This window comes from Streptomyces mirabilis (assembly GCF_018310535.1).
Classification (GTDB): Bacteria; Actinomycetota; Actinomycetes; order Streptomycetales; family Streptomycetaceae; genus Streptomyces.
In genome coordinates, this window is the sequence record NZ_CP074102.1 from 1,127,342 (window position 1) to 1,145,704 (window position 18,363).

At 68.7% G+C, this 18,363-nt stretch carries 19 protein-coding genes and 1 pseudogene; 6 read left to right on the top strand and 14 right to left on the bottom strand.

The genetic code is table 11. The features are described 5' to 3' along the window. Positions 1–108: 108 nt before the first annotated feature. Both SMIR_RS05180 and SMIR_RS05185 read right to left on the bottom strand, forming a co-directional pair. Positions 109–267, bottom strand: coding sequence for a hypothetical protein (locus SMIR_RS05180; RefSeq protein ID WP_212726671.1), 159 nt, complete (start codon positions 265–267; stop codon positions 109–111). 690 nt (positions 268–957) lie between these two features. Next, a complete protein-coding gene (locus SMIR_RS05185) occupies positions 958–1,137 on the bottom strand; it encodes a hypothetical protein (protein ID WP_212726672.1) in 180 nt (59 codons plus the stop codon). 469 nt (positions 1,138–1,606) lie between these two features. Here SMIR_RS05185 and SMIR_RS05190 point away from each other — a divergent pair, with 469 nt between their 5' ends. Further along, entirely contained in the window at positions 1,607–2,095 is a 489-nt protein-coding gene (locus SMIR_RS05190) for a DUF5710 domain-containing protein (protein ID WP_212726673.1), read from the top strand. A 176-nt stretch (positions 2,096–2,271) separates the two neighbouring features. Here the strand turns inward: SMIR_RS05190 and SMIR_RS05195 are convergent, their stop codons facing one another. Next, positions 2,272–2,862 (bottom strand): hypothetical protein, encoded by a 591-nt coding sequence (locus SMIR_RS05195; protein WP_212726674.1) that lies wholly within the window; start codon positions 2,860–2,862, stop codon positions 2,272–2,274. Positions 2,863–2,941: 79 nt separating this feature from the next. Between SMIR_RS05195 and SMIR_RS43300 the strand changes: the two are divergent. From SMIR_RS43300 to SMIR_RS05210, 4 genes and pseudogenes are all read left to right on the top strand, one after another. Continuing rightward, positions 2,942–3,004, top strand: a pseudogene (locus SMIR_RS43300) (hypothetical protein); the annotation flags it as partial. Positions 3,005–3,117: 113 nt separating this feature from the next. Continuing rightward, positions 3,118–3,432, top strand: a complete 315-nt coding sequence (locus SMIR_RS43305) for a hypothetical protein (RefSeq protein ID WP_249938666.1) — start codon at positions 3,118–3,120, stop codon at positions 3,430–3,432. Positions 3,433–3,441: 9 nt separating this feature from the next. Beyond that, on the top strand, positions 3,442–3,978 hold the full coding sequence (gene fsxC, locus SMIR_RS05205; protein WP_212726675.1) for an FxsC protein: 537 nt from the start codon (positions 3,442–3,444) through the stop codon (positions 3,976–3,978). Between the two features lie 286 nt (positions 3,979–4,264). Beyond that, entirely contained in the window at positions 4,265–5,092 is an 828-nt protein-coding gene (locus SMIR_RS05210) for a class I SAM-dependent methyltransferase (RefSeq protein ID WP_249938369.1), read from the top strand. 35 nt (positions 5,093–5,127) lie between these two features. Here the strand turns inward: SMIR_RS05210 and SMIR_RS05215 are convergent, their stop codons facing one another. Further along, positions 5,128–5,292 carry a hypothetical protein gene (locus SMIR_RS05215; protein WP_249938370.1) on the bottom strand — a complete coding sequence of 55 codons (165 nt, stop codon included), beginning with the start codon at positions 5,290–5,292 and terminating at the stop codon, positions 5,128–5,130. A 44-nt stretch (positions 5,293–5,336) separates the two neighbouring features. Then, positions 5,337–5,783, bottom strand: coding sequence for a site-specific integrase (locus SMIR_RS44555; protein ID WP_349636893.1), 447 nt, complete (start codon positions 5,781–5,783; stop codon positions 5,337–5,339). A 217-nt stretch (positions 5,784–6,000) separates the two neighbouring features. Between SMIR_RS44555 and SMIR_RS05225 the strand changes: the two genes are divergently transcribed. Then, positions 6,001–6,345, top strand: coding sequence for a hypothetical protein (locus SMIR_RS05225; protein WP_249938371.1), 345 nt, complete (start codon positions 6,001–6,003; stop codon positions 6,343–6,345). An 823-nt stretch (positions 6,346–7,168) separates the two neighbouring features. On the opposite strand, the gene SMIR_RS05230 is transcribed toward SMIR_RS05225, so the two are convergent. The 9 genes from SMIR_RS05230 to SMIR_RS05270 form a co-directional block, all read right to left on the bottom strand. After that, positions 7,169–7,381: a hypothetical protein gene (locus SMIR_RS05230; RefSeq protein ID WP_168497260.1), complete on the bottom strand. Its 213-nt coding sequence runs from the start codon at positions 7,379–7,381 to the stop codon at positions 7,169–7,171. A 187-nt stretch (positions 7,382–7,568) separates the two neighbouring features. Beyond that, positions 7,569–8,426, bottom strand: coding sequence for an AfsR/SARP family transcriptional regulator (locus SMIR_RS05235; RefSeq protein WP_168497258.1), 858 nt, complete (start codon positions 8,424–8,426; stop codon positions 7,569–7,571). Positions 8,427–8,540: 114 nt separating this feature from the next. Beyond that, complete coding sequence (locus SMIR_RS05240) at positions 8,541–9,272, bottom strand: helix-turn-helix transcriptional regulator (RefSeq protein WP_168497256.1); 732 nt, start codon at positions 9,270–9,272, stop codon at positions 8,541–8,543. A gap of 226 nt (positions 9,273–9,498) precedes the next feature. Further along, positions 9,499–10,434: a JmjC domain-containing protein gene (locus SMIR_RS05245; protein ID WP_168497254.1), complete on the bottom strand. Its 936-nt coding sequence runs from the start codon at positions 10,432–10,434 to the stop codon at positions 9,499–9,501. Further along, entirely contained in the window at positions 10,431–12,176 is a 1,746-nt protein-coding gene (locus SMIR_RS05250) for an AMP-binding protein (protein ID WP_168497252.1), read from the bottom strand. Before SMIR_RS05250 ends, SMIR_RS05245 begins: the two co-directional genes overlap by 4 nt. Next, complete coding sequence (locus SMIR_RS05255) at positions 12,163–13,575, bottom strand: class I adenylate-forming enzyme family protein (protein WP_168497250.1); 1,413 nt, start codon at positions 13,573–13,575, stop codon at positions 12,163–12,165. The genes SMIR_RS05250 and SMIR_RS05255 overlap by 14 nt, the downstream gene beginning before the upstream one ends. Before the next feature lie 6 nt (positions 13,576–13,581). Then, positions 13,582–13,830, bottom strand: a complete 249-nt coding sequence (locus tag SMIR_RS05260) for an acyl carrier protein (protein ID WP_168497248.1) — start codon at positions 13,828–13,830, stop codon at positions 13,582–13,584. 78 nt (positions 13,831–13,908) lie between these two features. Continuing rightward, a complete protein-coding gene (locus SMIR_RS05265) occupies positions 13,909–15,237 on the bottom strand; it encodes a condensation domain-containing protein (RefSeq protein WP_212726677.1) in 1,329 nt (442 codons plus the stop codon). After that, the gene (locus SMIR_RS05270) at positions 15,225–17,420 is read right to left on the bottom strand and encodes a peptidase domain-containing ABC transporter (protein WP_168497245.1); all 2,196 of its coding nucleotides are present in this window, start codon (positions 17,418–17,420) and stop codon (positions 15,225–15,227) included. Before SMIR_RS05270 ends, SMIR_RS05265 begins: the two co-directional genes overlap by 13 nt. Positions 17,421–18,363 lie beyond the last annotated feature (943 nt).

Here is an 18,363-nt window from a genome sequence, read left to right on the forward strand (position 1 = left end):
GCCGCACTCAGCGAACGCCATCCGGGCCCAGCCGGCCCGCCGTTCAACTCGGTCGCGGACACCCGCCGGCCCCGGCTCGCTGCACTGGTCCGCTACGACGACACGCGGCTACGGGTAGACACCGAGCTCGTAGTGGGACACCCCGACGTACACGGTCACGGTGCCGCCGTCGTGCATCTCGCCCCAGGGACGCTCCGGCAGTGAGATGTCCAGGAAGCTGCCGGAGCAGCCCTCGCAGCAGTCGAAATGGTCCTGCCACGCTGTCACGTCCGCTTCGGTGCGAGCGTTGCGCATCGTATGGACGTCGTGACCGCTGCACTCGTCGTTCGGACACGGTGCGCCGTGGCCACAGTCCGCGGTGCCGCACGGGCAGGGACGGTCACACCCGACCGGTTCCCAGTCCTGGGTGATCACGGCGCGTTCTCGGGGTGACTTCCGATCCGCGGTCAGGGCTGCCACGACGTCCTGCCGGGACGCCCCGGTCGCTTTCTGCACGCATCCGTGAGCGCGACCACGTTGCCGAGGTCGGGATCAGTGCCCGAAAGCCATACGGTCGGTGAGCCCGACGAGTCGGCCTCGTTGCGGTACAGCCTCGCGAAGAACGAACGCGTCCCCGTGTCGTATCCCCAGTCGCTGCCCCGCTCCCAGCCGCGAAGTGGCAGAGCGAGGGTGAAGTCCTCGACGATTCGCTGCCCTTGTGGCACGTAGAGCGCGGTCATACGGTGCCAGCGGCAATGCGCCAGATCGCCGTGGGCGATGGCGGTGCAGGCGTCGGCGAGGGCCGGATTCCCTCGGCAGCGCCGCTTGGTGCGATGGGCACGGCAACGCGTCGTGGTTGCAGGTCAGGAGCGCTTTCGGGTCCTCGTAGACCTGGAGGCGGGTGTTGGTCAACCTCACCCAAACCTGCAGCAGACCCAACGGCGTATGCCAGGACGGCACCGCGCTGCGGCTGCTTGCCTACCAGCTGGAGCAGCAGGTGCCGCGCACCGCTGCAACCAGCGGGTATGACGCCGCGTCGGACACGGCGCCGCGTCCGCGCCCCGCCTCGCGCAGGTTGCCCGGCCCGCCGCCGGGCCGCCATCTGCGGGCGTAGTCGACTCGGTCGCCGTCGGACGTTGCGCCCTGCCTGTCAGACACGATGGGCGCAGCGTCCGACGAACCGTGCCGGGGCCCTCTCACCGGGTTTGGCACCACCACGTAACCGTGGTGACCAGCAGGCCACCAATCGCCGTTCCGACTCCTCGCACCACTGCGAACATGGCTACGCGAACCAGTCGACGGCCGCGCCCATGTTGCCGCTTGTCCATCCGGGTCACTCCAGAAATGAGAGGTGAGCGCTGCGGGAGAGCAGCGGCCTCCACCGTGCCCCCGCCTCCCCAAGCGGCGGACGCCTCCCAATGACAGCCAATGACTTCGAATGCACCCCCACGGAACTGGATGCCTGCGAAGATTGCCGGACGGATTCAAACGGTTTCGAACGGGGAGAGTCTGCGAGATGGGGCGGTCCGGGAGACTACGGAAGCCGCAACTGAGCGGCAGTCATGCGCAACTTAACGTTGCACTTCACGACTTACACAGGGGCGCAGGGTTGCCGTCCCTCGCTGTCATGACGCAAGAACTCAAGGGAGCCGGCATCTCCCGCAGCACGGTCTACGACGCCTTCTCCAGCACGCGCCTCCCCTCATGGCAGGTTGTTGACGCACTAGTTGAGGTGTTGGGCACCAGGCACCCCCGGACGGCTCCTGAAGAGGAGCAACCCCGCTTCTACGACCTGTGGATAGGCGCAGTGAGCGAAGAGGACGAAGAGCAGGGCGACGACCTACACGCTCTGGCGGCTGCCGGAAGCACCGCGATCGTGAGCGCTATGGCCACCGAGGCGTGGGAGTCCCTGCGTGAAAGTTCGCGGGCCGTTCTCACGAGACGGAACAGTGACCGCATCTGGCTACGCGTCCCGTTCGAGCTCAAGGCAGATGCCAAGAAACATGGAGCTCGCTGGGACAGGCAGCACCTGCTCTGGTTCGTCAACGAGCCCGTGCCGGAGCTCATGCACTGGCGCGTCGACGCCCCGCCGGAACTACCGACTCCTTCCGAGTAGCGCAGGACCACCCGAAGACTTGCGTCGTTATCGCTTCGTGACCTAATGTTGGGGGCGTCTTCGGCGTGCCCGGAAACACCCCAACTCGACGCCCCGCTGCTATCCCCCGTGCAACGGGGCGTTGGATTCCCGACGCGACAAGACAATCGCCTGTCACACTCAAGAACCAATGGCGTCTATCGCAACCCGTAGACCTCGCGCGCCACAAAACGGCATGTCTCGACAAAGTCACGCGCTGCCGCCGGGGTCACCACCTCGCCATGCACCGCCTTATTCCTCAGACGCCGCAGATCGTTGAGGATCGCGACACCGCGCGACGAGAGGCCAATGCCTTCTAGTCCAGCGATCAGCTCAGTGAGCAGCGGAGGGGTATCACGCCTATACCTGCTCTCCGGCATGGCGTCTTTCTGCTGAAGCGTTGTCCGGCAAATCTCTTCCAGCACCAGCCAAGCCGAGATGAGCGCCCCGATGGGTGAGGCAGTGGCGACGTCCCACGCCTCTTGAAAGACTCCGAGCCTCGGACCCTCATCCTGAGTCGGGCGCGGTTCTTGCCCTGACGTGGCCTGCGCCTGAGCTAGTCCTTCCGCTTCTCGCCGCATCTCACGGGCATCCGTCGCGAACTCAATCGCGCCCGCTGGAGTTTCGAGTCGGGTCATGCGCGTGAGGGCCCCTTGGATGTGACCACGCAGGCCCCACACAACGGTGACCGTCACGAGAGGCCACGCCAGGGCTTCTATGTACTTCAAGACCAGCTCTGCAACTTCCACCCTGACATGTTGACGGCCGCGCCCTCTGACCAGTTGCCCCAGAGTCGATCTGTGATCGAGGTGAGACGTGCCCCGCCCCATGGACCACCGCGACCGCGACCAGGTCCGCCGACTGCACGCCCAGGGCAAGAGCCGTAACGAGATCGCCCGCATCATCGGGCGCAGCGGCTCGACCGTGTCGAAGATAGCCGGCGCGTTCGACCCACCGTTGACGTTCGAGCGGGGGCCGGAAGTGGTCGCCGCGACCGAGGCCCGTTGTGTCGACCTCGCTGCCCGCCGGAGCAACTCGCCGAGTCCCTGCACGAGTCGGCCGAGCGACTGCACCGGCAGCTGTTCGAGCCCTGCACCATCGGGGCATTCGGTGGCAAGGACAACGTTTGGAGCGAGCAGGCCCTCGACCGGCCCGCGTTCGCCGACCAACGGCAGATCCTCGCCGCTACGTCTATCGCCATCGACAAGAGCCTGAAACTTGCCCCCGCCGAGGGCGGCGAGGACGCCGAGCAGGTCCGTTCGATGCTGGGCACCCTCGGCTCTGTGTTGGCCGACGCGTTCGCCGACGACGGGGGGTGAGCCGCGCGCTTGCCCCCCCGGCCTCGAACTAACCGGAACGACTCCGAGAGCCGAGGCGCCGAAGGGGAACTGGCGCACGCCCTGGAGACGGTCATGCCGGTCACTCTGGGCCAGGGGCGCGCGGTCTCCCGCGCTGCCGCCAGGGGCGTTCCGACCATGGAGGCGTTCGGGCAGATCATGCCCCAGGTGGTGGAAGCCGCTGCCCAGCAGTATCTGCGTCATGCGCAGGTACACCCGCCTGCGGGCCCGCAGGGTCGTGAGCGTCCCCGCCTCCTCGGCCCAATGGGCGACAGCGGGGGGTACACACTGCCGCACATAGTGACCAGCGACGACACGGGCGTCAACAACGGCACCGACGACGACCGGGCCGGGCCGCCGCGGCGCCATCCCGACCGCGGCAGCCGCGAACAGACCCGTACGGCCGGAGTTGCATATGTCGGCGCGGTGGGGCGGGGGCTCACCCCGAAGGCCGGCGGTCGTGTGCTGGACGGCCGAACCTGGGACGAGTACCCGACCATGGTGCCGGCCGGGGTGGCTGGTGCCTGAACTCAGAGCCGCAGCGCCAACAGGTGGTCATCGGTGGCGACGAACACCACGCCGTCCTCGGTGATGGCCAAGTGGCGGATGGGAGAGCGCACGTCGACGTTTCCAGCAGGTTCGTCGTCCCCATGCCACCAGTGCAAAACGCCGTCGTGGCCGCCCGAGGCGATGAGTTCCCCGTCCGGGGATCGGGCATCGGACGCAGGCTTCTCTGAACTACCGTCGGCAGCGGGTCAGCGGCTGCCGGTAAACCAGTGGCTCTGCGTGGACGAGCCTCGTAGCTTGTGCGTTCGTGACTGATGATCCGCAGATGCGCCCGAATCGACACGACCTCGGCCGGGTGTTCAACGAGGTGCCGGAGCTCTACGACCGGGTCCGGCCGGGATACCCCGACGAGCTGTTCGCGGACCTTGTCGCCATCACCGGCATGGACGACAGGTCGTCGGTGCTGGAGGTGGGCTGCGGTACCGGTCAGGCGACGCGCACGCTGGCAGCGCTCGGATGCTCAGTGACCGCCGTTGAGCCGGGCACGGACATGGCCGCACTCGCTCGCCAGCGGATCGCCTCCTTTCACAACGTCGAAGTCGAGACGTCGACCTTTGAGGAGTGGGACGACCGCGGTCGACGCTTCGATGTTCTCGTGGCTGCATCGTCTTGGCACTGGGTCGACCCGTCGATTGGCTGGCAGCGGGCGCACGCCGTGCTCTCTCCCGGGGGTTGGATGGCGCTGCTCGGCCACGTCGTTGTCCGTCGGCCGGGAGAACCGGAGGTGTATGCCGAGACCGCCGATCTGCACGAGCGGTTCTGTCCCGGCAACCCCGGCTGGGGTCATCCGCCGCTGGAGGACGACGTGCGCACCACTGACGAGGGTTGGGGCCTGGTCGACGATCCCGGGGGATTGTTCGGCCCAACGATCGTGCGCTGGTATCCAACCGATCAGTGGTTCAACGGGGACGGCTTTGCCGATCACCTTCGCTCGTTGTCGCTGTACCGGAGGCTCGACCGCGACGTCCGTGAGCCCCTTCTCGACGCCATCGCCGAGCGCATCCGCACGCGGATGGGCGATCGAGCATCACGCCGTTATCTGAGCGTCCTGCGGGTCGGACGCCGCGCCGAGTGAGGCCAGGGACCGATCTCTGAACTACCGGCCGCGGCCTAGTCAGCAGTTGGAGAGGACTCTTTCGTCTCCCGCCTGCCGAGGGCGATCTGGCCGAGGGCCGGCATGCCGAGGCTGACCGTATTGGATCGGCGGGTCGCCTCGGCATCGAGCTGCGCGAGCTTGTCCTGGGCGCCGGCGAGGCTGACCTGCAGGCCCTCCACCTCGCCGAGCCAGCCTTCGCGCTCGGCCTCGGCGATGCGGGCGATCAGGTTGTCACGGATGTCGGCGAGCCGTGCCCGTTGGGCCGTGTCGGGTCGAAGGCGTAGCCGGGCCCAGCTGACGGCTTCCCCGTCACGACGTTCGGTGCGTTGGCTGCTCGTACCGACCGCCGAGCCGAAGACTTCGCTCGTTGTGGCTTGACCGCCAGCTGAATCCAGCGGCTGAAGTCCCTGGCCTCCGCCCGGGTCGCTTGTTCCCAAGAAACGCCCACTGCCTGCAGGAACCGCCACCACCGGAGCACATCCATCCCGTAGGAACGGACCGTCGACGGCGCCTTCCCCGCCCGCCAGCAACTCCTGGAAGTAGGCCGCGACCGCTTCCACGGTCGCACCGTCCGGGTCGACGAGCCGATACGGCTCGTACCGATCGCCGGTCTCCACCAGGCGGCCCCATCGAGGAACCACCAACGTCGCCAGATCCCGCTCGGGAGCATCGTCCATCACGACCGGTGACCGTAGCGACCACACGCAGCATCCGCTCCCTGAACTGCCCAATCCCCACTGCTCGTTCAGTCAACGGGGCGTGCTCATGCGCGCAGGGCGTGCCATAGGGGCGTCCGCAGGAGCCGAGTTCAACTTTGCGTTTGTCGAAGTGGTCTTGGAAGTTGCTCCACTCTTCATTAACTGGGACTGGAGAAGATGAAACACGCCATGTGGAAGGTAGACCCTTCCTACGGCGTCCGATACCGCGATCCCAGGGACACCCAGCAGCAGATGCTGGACCTCGACCTGGAACCTGAGACGGCTCCGCTGCGACGCATCCTGGTCGACTTCATCTCCGAAGCGCCCGACGGGCGAACCATCCCCGAGCTCAAGCGGTACACCCTGCTGGAAACCGTCTACCGGCCCGGCCAAGTAATCGAGGCCATCCGACAGCTACGTGCAGCAGGAACCGTGACAACGGAACCTCGCACCATCAACACCAAGACCCGAGTGCGCCTGGCACCGACGCCGCCCCCCGCTCGCCCATCAGCCGAGCAGGGCGCCCTCTGGTGAGAGTCCGCGGCTGCCTGTCGCCGACCGCTGGGCGCGCACCCCACCACCGCGACCAAGACCCCTGCCGGAGCAACCGACGGGGGCACCATCTGTCACGCCCGTGTCACCAACACCGTTGACGCGCCTGGACGGCACGAACCCAACTCGGTCAAACGCTCCTGACCTGGACCACATGGACACCAGAAGACGGCTTCGCCTACCTGTGCCAGGTGGTTCCCAGCGAGGGGCCCAGGATCAGGACAGGAGCGTCTTCTGGCCCGTCAAAGCGGTATTGCAGGGTGTTTGCTGGTGTCTCGCTCACCCGCCCGACTCTCTCATCTCTCACGAGATCACACATGACCGGTTCCGGCCCAGGGCCTCTTCCCCCTCTCTCCACGGCCGGTGCGGTACCTCCGGAGCCCTCGGGAAACGGGTACACGTTCTCCGCATGTACACATGTGTGCCAGCACTCCCGCCGCTCGGTGTGCCGCGTGCGGCGCGGTGTCCCACCCGGACCGCGGGGCCGCAGGGCGGATGCGACGGGTCGCCGCAGGCCCGGGTGAGCAGGGGGTCCGCGGGTGAGTGCGGCGGATCGGCAGCGCGGAATCGGGCCACGCCGGGGGCGTCACGTGGCGTGCGGACGGGTCCGGTCCCGGCCGGCGGTCATCCGGGGTCCGGCCCGGTGGACGCGGCGGCTGTGAACGTGGTGCCACGGTTGTGAGGATGCGGTGGTCGCCGCACACCCCTGGGGTGAGTCCGCGCCCCGCCCCCGGCTGCGTCACGCCGCCCCCGGCCGACGGTCACCCCTGGCGATCGCCTGCGTCGACCGCCCGTCGCCGGCCGGTCACGAGGAGGGCCCGTGGTATCTCGACCCCGTGCCGTTCCACTTCTCCGGGTCCTCGGCCCGGTGGTGGTGGTTCACCGTGCCGGACGACGGGTGGTTCGCCACTCCGTCGACGGGGGAACCGACGATGACGGCGGCCAGGATGAACGGCAGCGCCAGGACGGCGGCAAGCAGGGACTGACGCAGCGGAACGCCGGATTTGCATCGCTTCACTTTATGTATCCGTTCTGGTGAGTTCTGCGCCGCGTGCCACCGGGCCCGCAGCGATTGGCCATGCTGGCAGGCCGTGATCAACGGGTGATCAATGTGCAGGTCAGGCGGTGAATCGGTGGCTGCTGTGCCCAATGCCGCGACGGCCGCCTCCGCGACGGGAGCGCCTTCCCGCGGGCCGTGAACGACGTCATGGAGCGACGCTCCGGTCCGTCGTCAGGCCACCCATGATGTCCGCGTCGTCGGCCAGGATCGCCTGGTGCAGCGCATGCAACTGCCGTCCGGGGAAGATTCCCAGGTCGTCGGCGAGCAGCTGGTACGCCTCGCGATAGGTGGCCAGCGCGGCGTGGCGTTGGCCGGACCGCCACAGGGCCATCATGAGATCCGCGCGCAGTCGTTCCTGGTGCGGATGATCAGCGACCGTGGCGAGGAGTTCGGGAATTATCTCGAAGTGCTGACCGTCCGCGAGCTGCGCCTGGAAGTACTTCATCAGCAGTCCGAGCCGGAACTGTTCCAGCCTGGCCGCCTCGGCCTGCATGACCAGAGTGTGGGTGAGGCCGCTCAGAGGCTTGCCCCGCCACAGCCGGATCGCCTCGCGCAGCAGCCTGCCGGCCTCCTTGGGCGCACCGTTGTGGAGGCTTTCCTGGCCGAGCTGCCACAGTTGCTGGCACCGCTCCAGGTCGACCTGATCGGACTCGGCCGTGAGCTGGTACCCGTCGCTGGTCGTGATCAGACGGACGCCGGTCGCGTAGGCGAACTGCCGGCGCAGGCGGCTCACGTACAGTTGGATGTTCTTCTTGGCGCTCGAGGGTGGTGCCTCTCCCCAGACGGCCTCGATGATGTTGTCGACCGAGACGTGCCGGTTGGCATGGAGACACAGGTAGGCGAAGAGGATCTGCGGCTTCGCTCCTCCCGGGGACACGGTGACACCGGACACGAGGATCTCGAGCGGCCCTAAGAGATTCAGCTGAGTGGGGCCGGTCTCGACCCCCGCGTCCGGGTCGGCGTCCGAACGGGACGTTCCGCCGCCCTGCCACGCTCTGCGCATGAGCTCCACTCCTACCCCCTTACGAGAAACAAGGACCATCCGGGGAAATGGCGACGCGTCCTGATGACGGGCCGCGTGTCAGACGAGGGGCAGGGCATAGACTCATCCGGATTCCTATTTTATGAACTCATCGGCGACCCGGGGCGGCCACGAATTGATTTGCAGTATTCCCGTCGAGTAGGCGAGCGCGATCAGCGCCACCCGATTCGGCATGCCGAACTGCCGGAGCATGCGCGAGATGTGGTAATCGACGGTCTTGGGGCTGATGAATAAACGTGAGGCCAGGAATTCTGATGTCAATCCTGCCGCGGTTCCTTCGAGGATTTTCGCCGCCATCTCACCGATGACCAGACTCTCGCTGACGGTCTTCGGCCCGGCGGGGTCCGTGGGGTGGAAGAGCTGTATGACCACGGCCCTGTTCGGCGAACTACCCCACAGGGCTGTCGCCGTGAGCACGGCCCTGAGCGGTGTGGCAGACCGTCGCCGCATTGCTATGCGGTGACTGAACTGGTCCCGGTCTCCGACGAGCAGCTGGTTCAGGTCGCGGTCGAGAGCCTCGCGGAGGTCCGATTCTATGAGGTAGCGAAACGGCTTTCCGTACAGTTCCTCGCCCGACCCGCCGAACTGTCGGAAGAATTCCGGACTCCCGTACTGCATCTGGTGCTTGCGGTCGAGAAAAACCAAGACCTCTCTGTCCGTTGTCAGCGCAGAATGACCCATTCGTGCTCCTGTGGCTTTCGACTGCACCCTGCCGGCCCGATCGACGGCGACTCGCAGGGCAGACTTGTCGTAGGCGCCGCTGGGCATGGAGCGCTGCACGCGCCCGACCTGTTCGGTTACGGCCATACTGGCTCACGGCGATCAGCGCACGATCAGTGCGGAATCGATGAGTGCGGGCGCCGCCCGCACCCGGGTGCAGCGAGCGGAGCGGCACCGGGCGCCGGCGGACCGTCCGGTCCCCGGGCCGCTACGACGACGGGCCGGCCGGGGTCCTCGGACCGGTGCCCGGTGTCAGCACGGCTCCGGACGCCCGGTGGCGACCGGTGCGGCCTCCGGCGTCGGGACGCGCGGATCACCGCGGATCGGCGTATCCGGCGGCCAGGTCACCGAGCGAGACCGGTGCACCGGGATCGGGCAGGGCGGCAAGCCTGGTCCGCCTCGCGTGGTCCACCAGGTCCTGAGGGGTCAGACCGGCCAGTGCCTTGCTCACGTGCTCGAGCATGGCGGTGGCGGCGGCGAGGACGGCTTCGTCGTCCAGGGGACGCGCTTCGACGTTCATCGCCCTGGCCGTGAGCTTCTGGAGGCTGCGGAACAGATCGCCCTTGTGGACCTCACGGATCGTCAGTGACAGGTGCACGGACAGGCCGTCGCTGCCGACTGCCTCGTGGGCGAAGGCGCGTGGGATGTACAGGACGTCCCCGGCGTGCACGGTGGCGCGCAGCACCTCCGCCGGCTTCTCCCCTTCCACACTCCCCTCGCGCCATTCACCGTTCGCCGGTCCCTCGTAGACACGCCAGTCCTTGCTGCCGGCCAGTTGGAGAACGAGCACATCGGCGTCGTCGCGATGCAGTGGAGCTCCCTGGGCGCCGGGCGGGGTGACGAAGCAGAACGCCTCCACCGGCCGCTGGAGTTCGGCCGAGAGGCGGGCCAGCAGATCGCGGGTGGGGCGGTGCCACTGGTCGACCCGGTGCATGAGCAGGGTCGCGCCCTGCTCGATCAGTCCCCGTATCTTCTTCTGGTCGGCGAACCCCGGGTGGGAGACGCCTCGGACCGAACGTGCCGAGAAGTAGGTGTCGGTGGGCAGGGGACCCTCGGCGCCGGTCATCTCCAGGTAGGGCTCGTGCAGGAAGCCGCTGGCGAGGGCGTCGTCCACGTCGGCCGGCGTGAAGGGACTGACGAGGGAGCCGTCGGGAGTGAAGACACCGGGACGGCGGCGCCAGTGGTCGGCGGCGAAGGCCGCCGGGTCGCCGACCCACCGGGACAGTGTCGTGGAGTGCGCAATGGTCATGTCGTGCGTTCCTCTCTGTGCTCGGACGATGTGCGCCGGGGCACGTGGGGCCGGAGAACGGGCAGGTCGCCCCGCTCGAAGCGCTGTTTCGTCTCGGAGATCCGCACCTTGCCGCTGGTCGTCACGGGAAGGCCGCCGGCGGGCAGCAGGGCGACCTCGGAGACGTACAGGTCGAGGACCTGGGCGAGCCGGCGCCGTACCTGGGCGGCCACCTGCGCGGGGGACGGTGCGCCGGAGCCGCCGGTCACTTCCGAGACCAGGCACAGGAGTTCGCCGGCCGCCTCGTCCTCGACGGTGAAGGCGGCGCACCGCCCCGGTCTGAGGCCCGGTACGGCGGCACAGGCCGCGGCGATGTCCGCCGGGTGGAAGTTGCGGCCGCGGTGCACGAGTACGTCGTCCGTCCGTCCGAGGACGAACAGCTGGCCGCCGTCGAGGAACCCGAGGTCCCTGGTGGGATGCCAACGGGATCGCCGGACCGGCTTGCGCCAGTAGCCGCTGAAGAGTTGCGGGCCCCGGATGTGGATCTCTCCCACGCGGTGCGGGTCCTGGCGGCCGTCGCCGATGCGTACCCGGGTTCCCGGCAGCGGGCCGCCCGAGGAGAGCAGGGTGGTGGAGGGGGTTCCCCGCGCGGCGCGGACCGCGCGGCCCGCACGCAGTGCTTCGGTGCTGACGGCGAGGCGGAGCGGCGGGAGTTCGGGGGTGGTGGCGGTGACCGTGAGGGTCGCCTCCGCCATCCCGTACGAGGGACACAGGACCTCGGCCCGGAACCCCGCTGCCGCGAACCGGGCGGCGAACCGCTCGGCGGTGGCGGTGCGGACCACCTCACCCGCGCTGCGCGCGACCCGCCAGGCACGCAGATCCAGGGTGGCCATCTCGTCGTCGGTGGTCTTGCGCGCGCACAGGTCGTACGCGAAGTCGGGAGCGCTGGACAGCGTGCCGCGGCAGACGGTGAGAGCGGAGAGCCATTCCGCCGGACGGCGGGCGAAGCGCTCGGTCGGCAGGAGCACGGACTCGTATCCGCTGAACAGCGGCCTGAGGATTCCGGTGATCAGACCCATGTCGTGGCTGAGCGGCACCCATGTCACGGCGACGTCGGCCGGGCTCTCGCGGTAGCAGACGGCCGCTTGGCGGCAACTCGACCGCAGGGCACGGTGATCGATGACGACGCCCTTGGGAGAGCCGGTCGATCCGGAGGTGTACTGGAGAAAGGCGGGTGTTCGCGGGCTCACCCGTACGTCGGGCGCGCCGCCGCGCTCCGGCACGGCGGCGGCGACCGCCGGCAGCTCCTCCCAGGTGCGGATCCTGACCCGCGTGGCGGAGTCCTCCAGCGCGGGGCGCACCGTGTCCCGCCACGCTTCCGTGGTGATCACGAGAGCCGGGCAGCAGTCCCAAACGATGGCACGCAGTCGCTGCTCGAACGCCTCCGCGCGCATCGTGCGCGGGCCCGGGGCGGGAACCGCGACGAGTCCGGTGCCGATCACGGCCAGCAGGACGGCGGCGAACGTCTCGTCGTTCGGCAGCACCAGGACCACCCGTTGTCCGGGTTCGGCGTCCAGGCCCCGCAGCGCGCGGGCGACGGTGTCCACCAGCCGGTCCAGTTCCCCGAAGGTCGTACGGCGCCGGATCTCCCCTTCGTCCCAGCTGGTCAGGGCGATGGCTTCCGCCCGCTGCCGGGCGTGGTGCCGGAGCCATCCGGTGGCTGTGACGGAGTCGTGGGCCGGTCCTCCGCTACCGGGGGCCACGCGGAGCGCTCCGGGCCAGGACGCCGAGATCGGCCCGCCTCAGCTTGCCGCTGGGCGTACGGGGCAGGGAGCCCGAAACCGCGAGCACGACGCGCGGACAGGGCAGGTCCAGTTCTTCCGCCGTGGCCTCGATGGCGGGCACCGGGTCCTGGAAGTCGGCACCGTGACCGTGTTCCACGAAGCACACCGGTCGGTCGCCGGCGCCGTCGAGGGCGGCGGCGTCGGTGACTCCGGGCAGCAACCGGATGTCGTGCTCCAGTCGCGCCATCCGGATCTCCCGCGGGCTCTCGGCCCGGCCGAGGACGAACAGATATCCCTCGTCGTCGAGATGGCCCACGTCCCCGGTCTTCAGCACGCCGGTGTCGGTCGGATCCCGGTCGGCCGCCCGCAGCCGGATGTCTATGTCCCCGGTCTCGCCCGCGGGCACGGGCCGGCCCTCCCGCGAGATCTCGACGCGGATCCCCGGCAGGGGCCGTCCGACGGATCCGGGCCTGGCCAGCCACTCCGCCGTGGTGATCTCGGTGATGACACCGTGGGACGTGCCGTAGTACTCGTGCAGGACCGGCCCGAACAGGTCGATGGCCGCGCGCTTGACCCCGGGTGGGCAGGCGGCTCCGCCGTGGAAGACGACCTGGAAGGGGTGGCTCGGTGCCGCGCCGGCCTCGACGAGGTCGGTCAGGCGGTCGGGGCTGAGCATGGCGCTGTCCGCACGGTGACGGTCCGCCAGTTCCGTGAAGGCGTCGCAGGACCAGCTTCGCTGGACGACGACCGTGCTGCCCGCCTGCAGCGCGTACAGGGCGGGGCCGAGAGTGCCCAAGTGGTAGGTGGGGTTGGCCATCAGGTGCGGGCCCCGGCCGACTCCGGCGCCGTAGCGTTCGACGACCGCGACCCCGCGGTACGGCCTGCGCGGACGTGTCCGCGCCACGGCCTGCGGCAGTCCGGTGGTACCGGAGGTGGCGAACACGAGGCGGCCCGCGGCCGGCGGCGTCGCGGGCGTGGCGGGGCCGTCCGTCCGGGCCGTCAGCTGCGTGTCGGTCACGACCGGGCAGGGCAGGGCGGCTCCGTCGGCCCAGGGCCGCGCACTGATGTGTACGGCGGTGGACACCGAATCGAGCAGGGACGGTCCCATGGGAATCCCGAGCAGCTCACGGTCGATGGGGAAGAGACCGAAGCCGTGTCGCAGCGCGGCCAGGGCCAGCGCGAAGAAGGCCGGTCCGGTGGGAATGTCGGTCGACACGACCGCGCCGTCCGGGATCCCGTGGGCGCGCAGCCCCCGGGCCAGGGCGTCCGCGCGGCCGGTGAGATCGCCGTAGGTGCTCTGCTCGCCGTCGGCGATCACGGCCATGCGGTCCGGGTGGGTCCGCGCGGTGGCCCAGGGGTCCCAGAGATAAGGCTTCATGATTCCTCAGTGCTTGGCTGTCGACGAGGCGGGAGAGGGCTGCGCGAGCGCGGCGGCGAGTGCCTCGAGGTCGGGGAGGCTGACGACCAGTTCGACATCGACCTCGACGCCCAGGCTCTCCTCCAGACGGAGGCTCAGTTCGACCGCGGTGATGGAGTCGCCGCCGAGGGCGAAGAAATCGTCCTCGGGCACGACCGGCCTGCCGAACACCTCGCTCACGGCGGTCAGTACCTCGTCGATCGGCGTGTCGGACATGGCGCCTTCTCTGCTGGGGGGCGTGGGTCGGAATCGGGTACGGCGGGGAGGCGGACGGCCCTCACGGCTCCTGCCCGGTCATCCGGCGGGCACGGTGGCCGCCAGGCCGGCGAGCATGTCGTCCAGGACCGACCGTGCCAGCCGGCGGTCGGCCCGGTGCCCGTCGTAGAGGAGGTCGACGCACAGGCGGTCGCGGAACTCCGTGCACCGGAGGTGAAGTGCGAAGGTGTCATGAAAGGTGATCCTGTGCAGCGGGTAGGCGTCAGCCGTGATGCGCAGACCGCCGATGTCGTCCGCGACCGCGGAGTTCCCTTCGAACCGGCGCAGGTTGACGTAGATGTCGCGGCTGACGGGTGCGCCGCCGGTCTCCTCCGCCTCCCTGGTCAGCGCGGTGAGGTCCTCGGCGTCGAGCCTCTGGTGCCGGAGCCCGTTGAGCAGTTGATCACGCACCTGTGTCCGCACGGAGAAGGCGTCGGCGCCGGCGTCGCGCAGGATCAGCGGGCAGGAGCCGGCGAACATGCCCACCACGTCCATGTCTCGGGACGCACGCGAGTCCATCGAGGTCCACAGTCCCACTTCGGACATGCCGGTTCGAGTGGCCAGTGCGGTGACGAACAACCCGACCGCCGACTGCAGGACGGTGAAGCGGAACTCGGCGCACAGACCACGCAGCGCCGTGACCGTCGCGGCCGGCAGTTCCGCGCTCACCATGCCTCCTTCCGCGGTGTCGGCCTCGGCGGGGCCGGTCCGGGGCCAGGAAACGCGGGTCATGAAGGCCAGGCGTTCCCGCCAGTTCGCCTGCGCCTGCTCGCGCAGCCGCTCGCTCGTCCGCTCCCGCTGCCGGACCGCCGCGTCGGCGAACGAGGGGGCGGTGTCCGGCGGGGACCCGCCGTCGCGCAGGGTCTGGTAGTCGCGCCAGACCTCATGCCCGAAGAGGTGATGGGCCCGGCCGTCGAAGACGAGGTTCTGGAAGGTGGCCAGCAGCGCGTGGTGGTTCTCGTCGTAGCGCAGCAGCCTGATGACGAACGGCCGTTGTGTGCCGTACGACCACGGGGTGACGCAGTCGCGGGACAGCAGGACCGAGGCGTAGTGGGAGAACTGTGCGGGCGAGGCGGCCTTCACCTTCACCCGTCGGACGACTTCCTCCTCGGCCTCGATGCCCCGGGTCCACTGCAACGGGTGCGGGCCCGGCACCGGATCCATCTGGAGGTGCAGGGCGTCGTGCCGGACCACGAAGGCTCGTACGGCCGCGGCGAGGGCGTCCGTGTCGAGGCCGCCCAGGATCTCGAACGCGAGCTGAGTGTTCTTGTGGGACCAGCCGCTGGAGAGGGTCTTGGTGTGGAACCACTCCTGCTCGTAGGTCAGGGGGAACGGGGTACGCACCCGTGAGGCCGTCAGGCGAGGCACAGGTACTCCGTTCCGCTCTCCTTGAGGACGGCGGGGGAACCCGCCTCGACGATGCGTCCGTCGCGCATGACGACGACCTGGTCCGCCTCGTCCATCACCGTCAGGCGGTGGGCTATGACTACGACGGTGATTCCCGCGTCCAGCAGCCCCCGCATGATGGATTCCTCGAGAGCCGGGTCGAGGGCGCTGGTCGCCTCGTCCAGGATGACCAGTTCGGGCTTCTTCGCCAGCGCCCGGGCCAGCACGATCCGCTGGCGTTGTCCGCCCGACAGCCCGTGGCCGCCGGGGGCGACGAGGGTGTTGTACCCCATGGGCATGGCTTCGATCTCCTCGTGGATGTGCGCCAGCCCGACCGCCGTGATCAGATCCGACTTGCTGATGTCGTCGCCGCCGAAGAGGATGTTGTCCCGGATGGTGCCGCCGAAGAGGTGCGCGTTCTGGTTGACGTAGCCGATGCGCCGCCGGTAGGTGGGCCGGTCGAGTTCGGCCAGGTCGGTGCCGTCGACGGTCAGGGTGCCCCCGGTGGGTGTGTACAGTCCGGCCAGCAGCATGCCGAGGGTGGACTTCCCGGAGCCCGAACGGCCGATGACGGCCATGAACTGCCCTGGTTCGAGTTCGAAACTGACGCCGTCGAGGGTGGGCCGCGGAGCCCCCGGATAGCGGAAGCCGACCGCTTCGGCCTTGATCCGGCCAGGTCTGGCCACGCCGGTCCCGGCGAAGGCGCCCCGCGGTTCGGGGGCCGCTCGCAGGACGTCGTCGAGTTTGGCGAGGGTGGGCCGGACCGCGGCCAGCTGGGAGCCGGCGTCGAAGAGGCCTTCCAGCGGGATGAACAGGGCGATCGTCAGTGTCATGAAGCCCATGGCCTCGCCGAGCGAGTAGCGGTGGCTCAGGACCAGCCAGATCCCGGCGACCAGCACGATCAGGGGCGCGGCGAACTGCAGCGTGCGGCTGAGGGACGCGAACAGGGCGAGGTTGCGGCGGGCGCTCAGACGCTTGTTGACCTCATGGACCAAGGTGTGCGACCAGCGCTCCACCGCCCGGCCGTCCATGCCGGCGGCCTTGAGGGTGGTGATGCTCTCCAGCATCTCCACCAGTTCCTCCTGGGCCTTGGTCTGGCGTTCGAGGACTTCTTGGCTCAGTCCGGTCTGCCGGCGCCAGGTCAGCACGAGGATGGCGGTCTGCACGACGACCAGCACGGTGACGAGAAGCGACAGGAGCGGGTTCGCGACGGCAATGGCGATCAGATAGACGACGATGAGCAGGCTGTCGAAGAGGGCCGAGACCGCGGTGAGGCTCAGGACCTGGACGAGCACGTTGCTGGTGCGGACCCGTAGCGCGAGATCACCGGAGTTGCGCACGGTGAAGAAGTCGTAGGGCAGGTCCGCCATATGCCCGACGATGCCCAGGGTGAGCCGTTTCTCGATGACGGCCTGGCGCCTGGTGACCAGAAACGATCGCGCCACTGACAGGGAGAAATAGAGGACGACCAGACCGGCCAGGATGGCGCAGGCCGTCCACGCTCCGCCGGTGGACCGGTTGCCGAGGACGCGTTCGACCAGGAATCCGGCGGTGAGCGGCAGGGCGAGTTCGAAGGCCATGAGTCCGGCGGAGGAGGCGAGGATCAGCGCCAGTTCCCGGCCGTGCGGCAGAAACTGCCCCAAGCGGTGCCAGGGGCCGGGGAGTTCACTGCCGCGTCGGCGCCGGCCGGAGCCGGCTTCGAGCGGCTGCTCGAACTCCAGGGCCACGCCCGTGAAGGATTCGGCGACCGTTGCCATGGTGAGCCTGCGGCGTCCATGGACAGGGTCGACGACATCCACATGGTCTTTGCCGGCTCCCTCCAGGACGACGAAGTGGTTGAAGTTCCAGAACAGGATCGAACCGGGGGACAGCCGCGCCAGGGCTTCCGTGCCGGCGCGTACGCCGCGGCCCTTGACGCCGTATTCGCGGGCGATCTCCAGGAGGGTGCGGGCCGATGCGCCATTGCGTCCGGAACCCGCACGCGCGCGGATCTCGTCGAGGGACACGTCCACGCCGTGGTGGCGCAGCACGGTCACGAGAGCGGCGGGACCGCAGTCGCTGACCTGGGTTTGGAAGCAGACCTGCAGCCGCGCTCCGCGTGTGCGTCGTCTGAACCGCTCGCGGACCGCCGTGATCCGCTCGGCTGCTCCCTTGGGCCGGGTCACGGCAGGAGCGTGACCGAAGACCGGTCCAAGGCCATCGCTCCTGCGATGGTGTTCGAGCGCCTCGGCGTTGAAACGCGAATCGCCAGGCATGAGTCCCTTCCCGTTGTGAGTCACTGGCCTGTCTGCCCGCGACAGGACGTCCGGACGTGAGCCGTCGGCCCGTCCGCCGAAGAAGCGCAGGCCCCCTCGGCGGACGGACCGCGGACTTCAGATCGTCAGATGACGCAGGTGAGGGAAATCCCGAACTGGCCGCCGACGATGTCGTCCAGCTCCTCTTCCGACAGGTCGGAAATGTCGATGTCGTCGAAGTTTTCCATGACTTCTCTCTTTCGCAGGGGCTTCTTCGCATCCGTGGATCGGATTCTGTAACCAGAGAACTGTGTCGAGCCACACCAAGAAATCACCGAAAAGCGATGCCCGGACGAAATCCACTACAGGCACCGAACCACCTGACGAGAGGAAGCACAGGGGATGTAATGCGTTCACTTCACGTCCGGATGACCGAACGGCTGAACCGTAGAGAGCAACATTCGATCAGTCAAGCCTCGATTTCCCGTCCGCCGACACTATGAACTGAATAGACTGGGCAGGAAGGGAAAGGTTCCGCATAAACGTCCACACTCATGGTCGCATGAAAATCGACTGGCAGAACGGCGGCCCGGAAAGACTAGTGGATTCCCTAGATCTTCGAGTTCTCCGCCCCGTTCGGGCGCCGGGCACGCGCACCTCCGGCCGCGGGACGCGGCCGGAGGTGACGGGGCCCTGGCGCGGCCGCCGACAGGTCTCGGCCACTCGGGGGAACGCCGGCCGGCCCGCTCGGCCGGTCTCAATTGGCCCGGACGTGGCGCCCGTTGGCTCCCCGGCGATGCCGAGCGGAAACGCCCTGATTGGTAGACTCCCGCAGGCCATGGTCTCCTGAGCCTCAGCCGGGAGATGCTCTGAG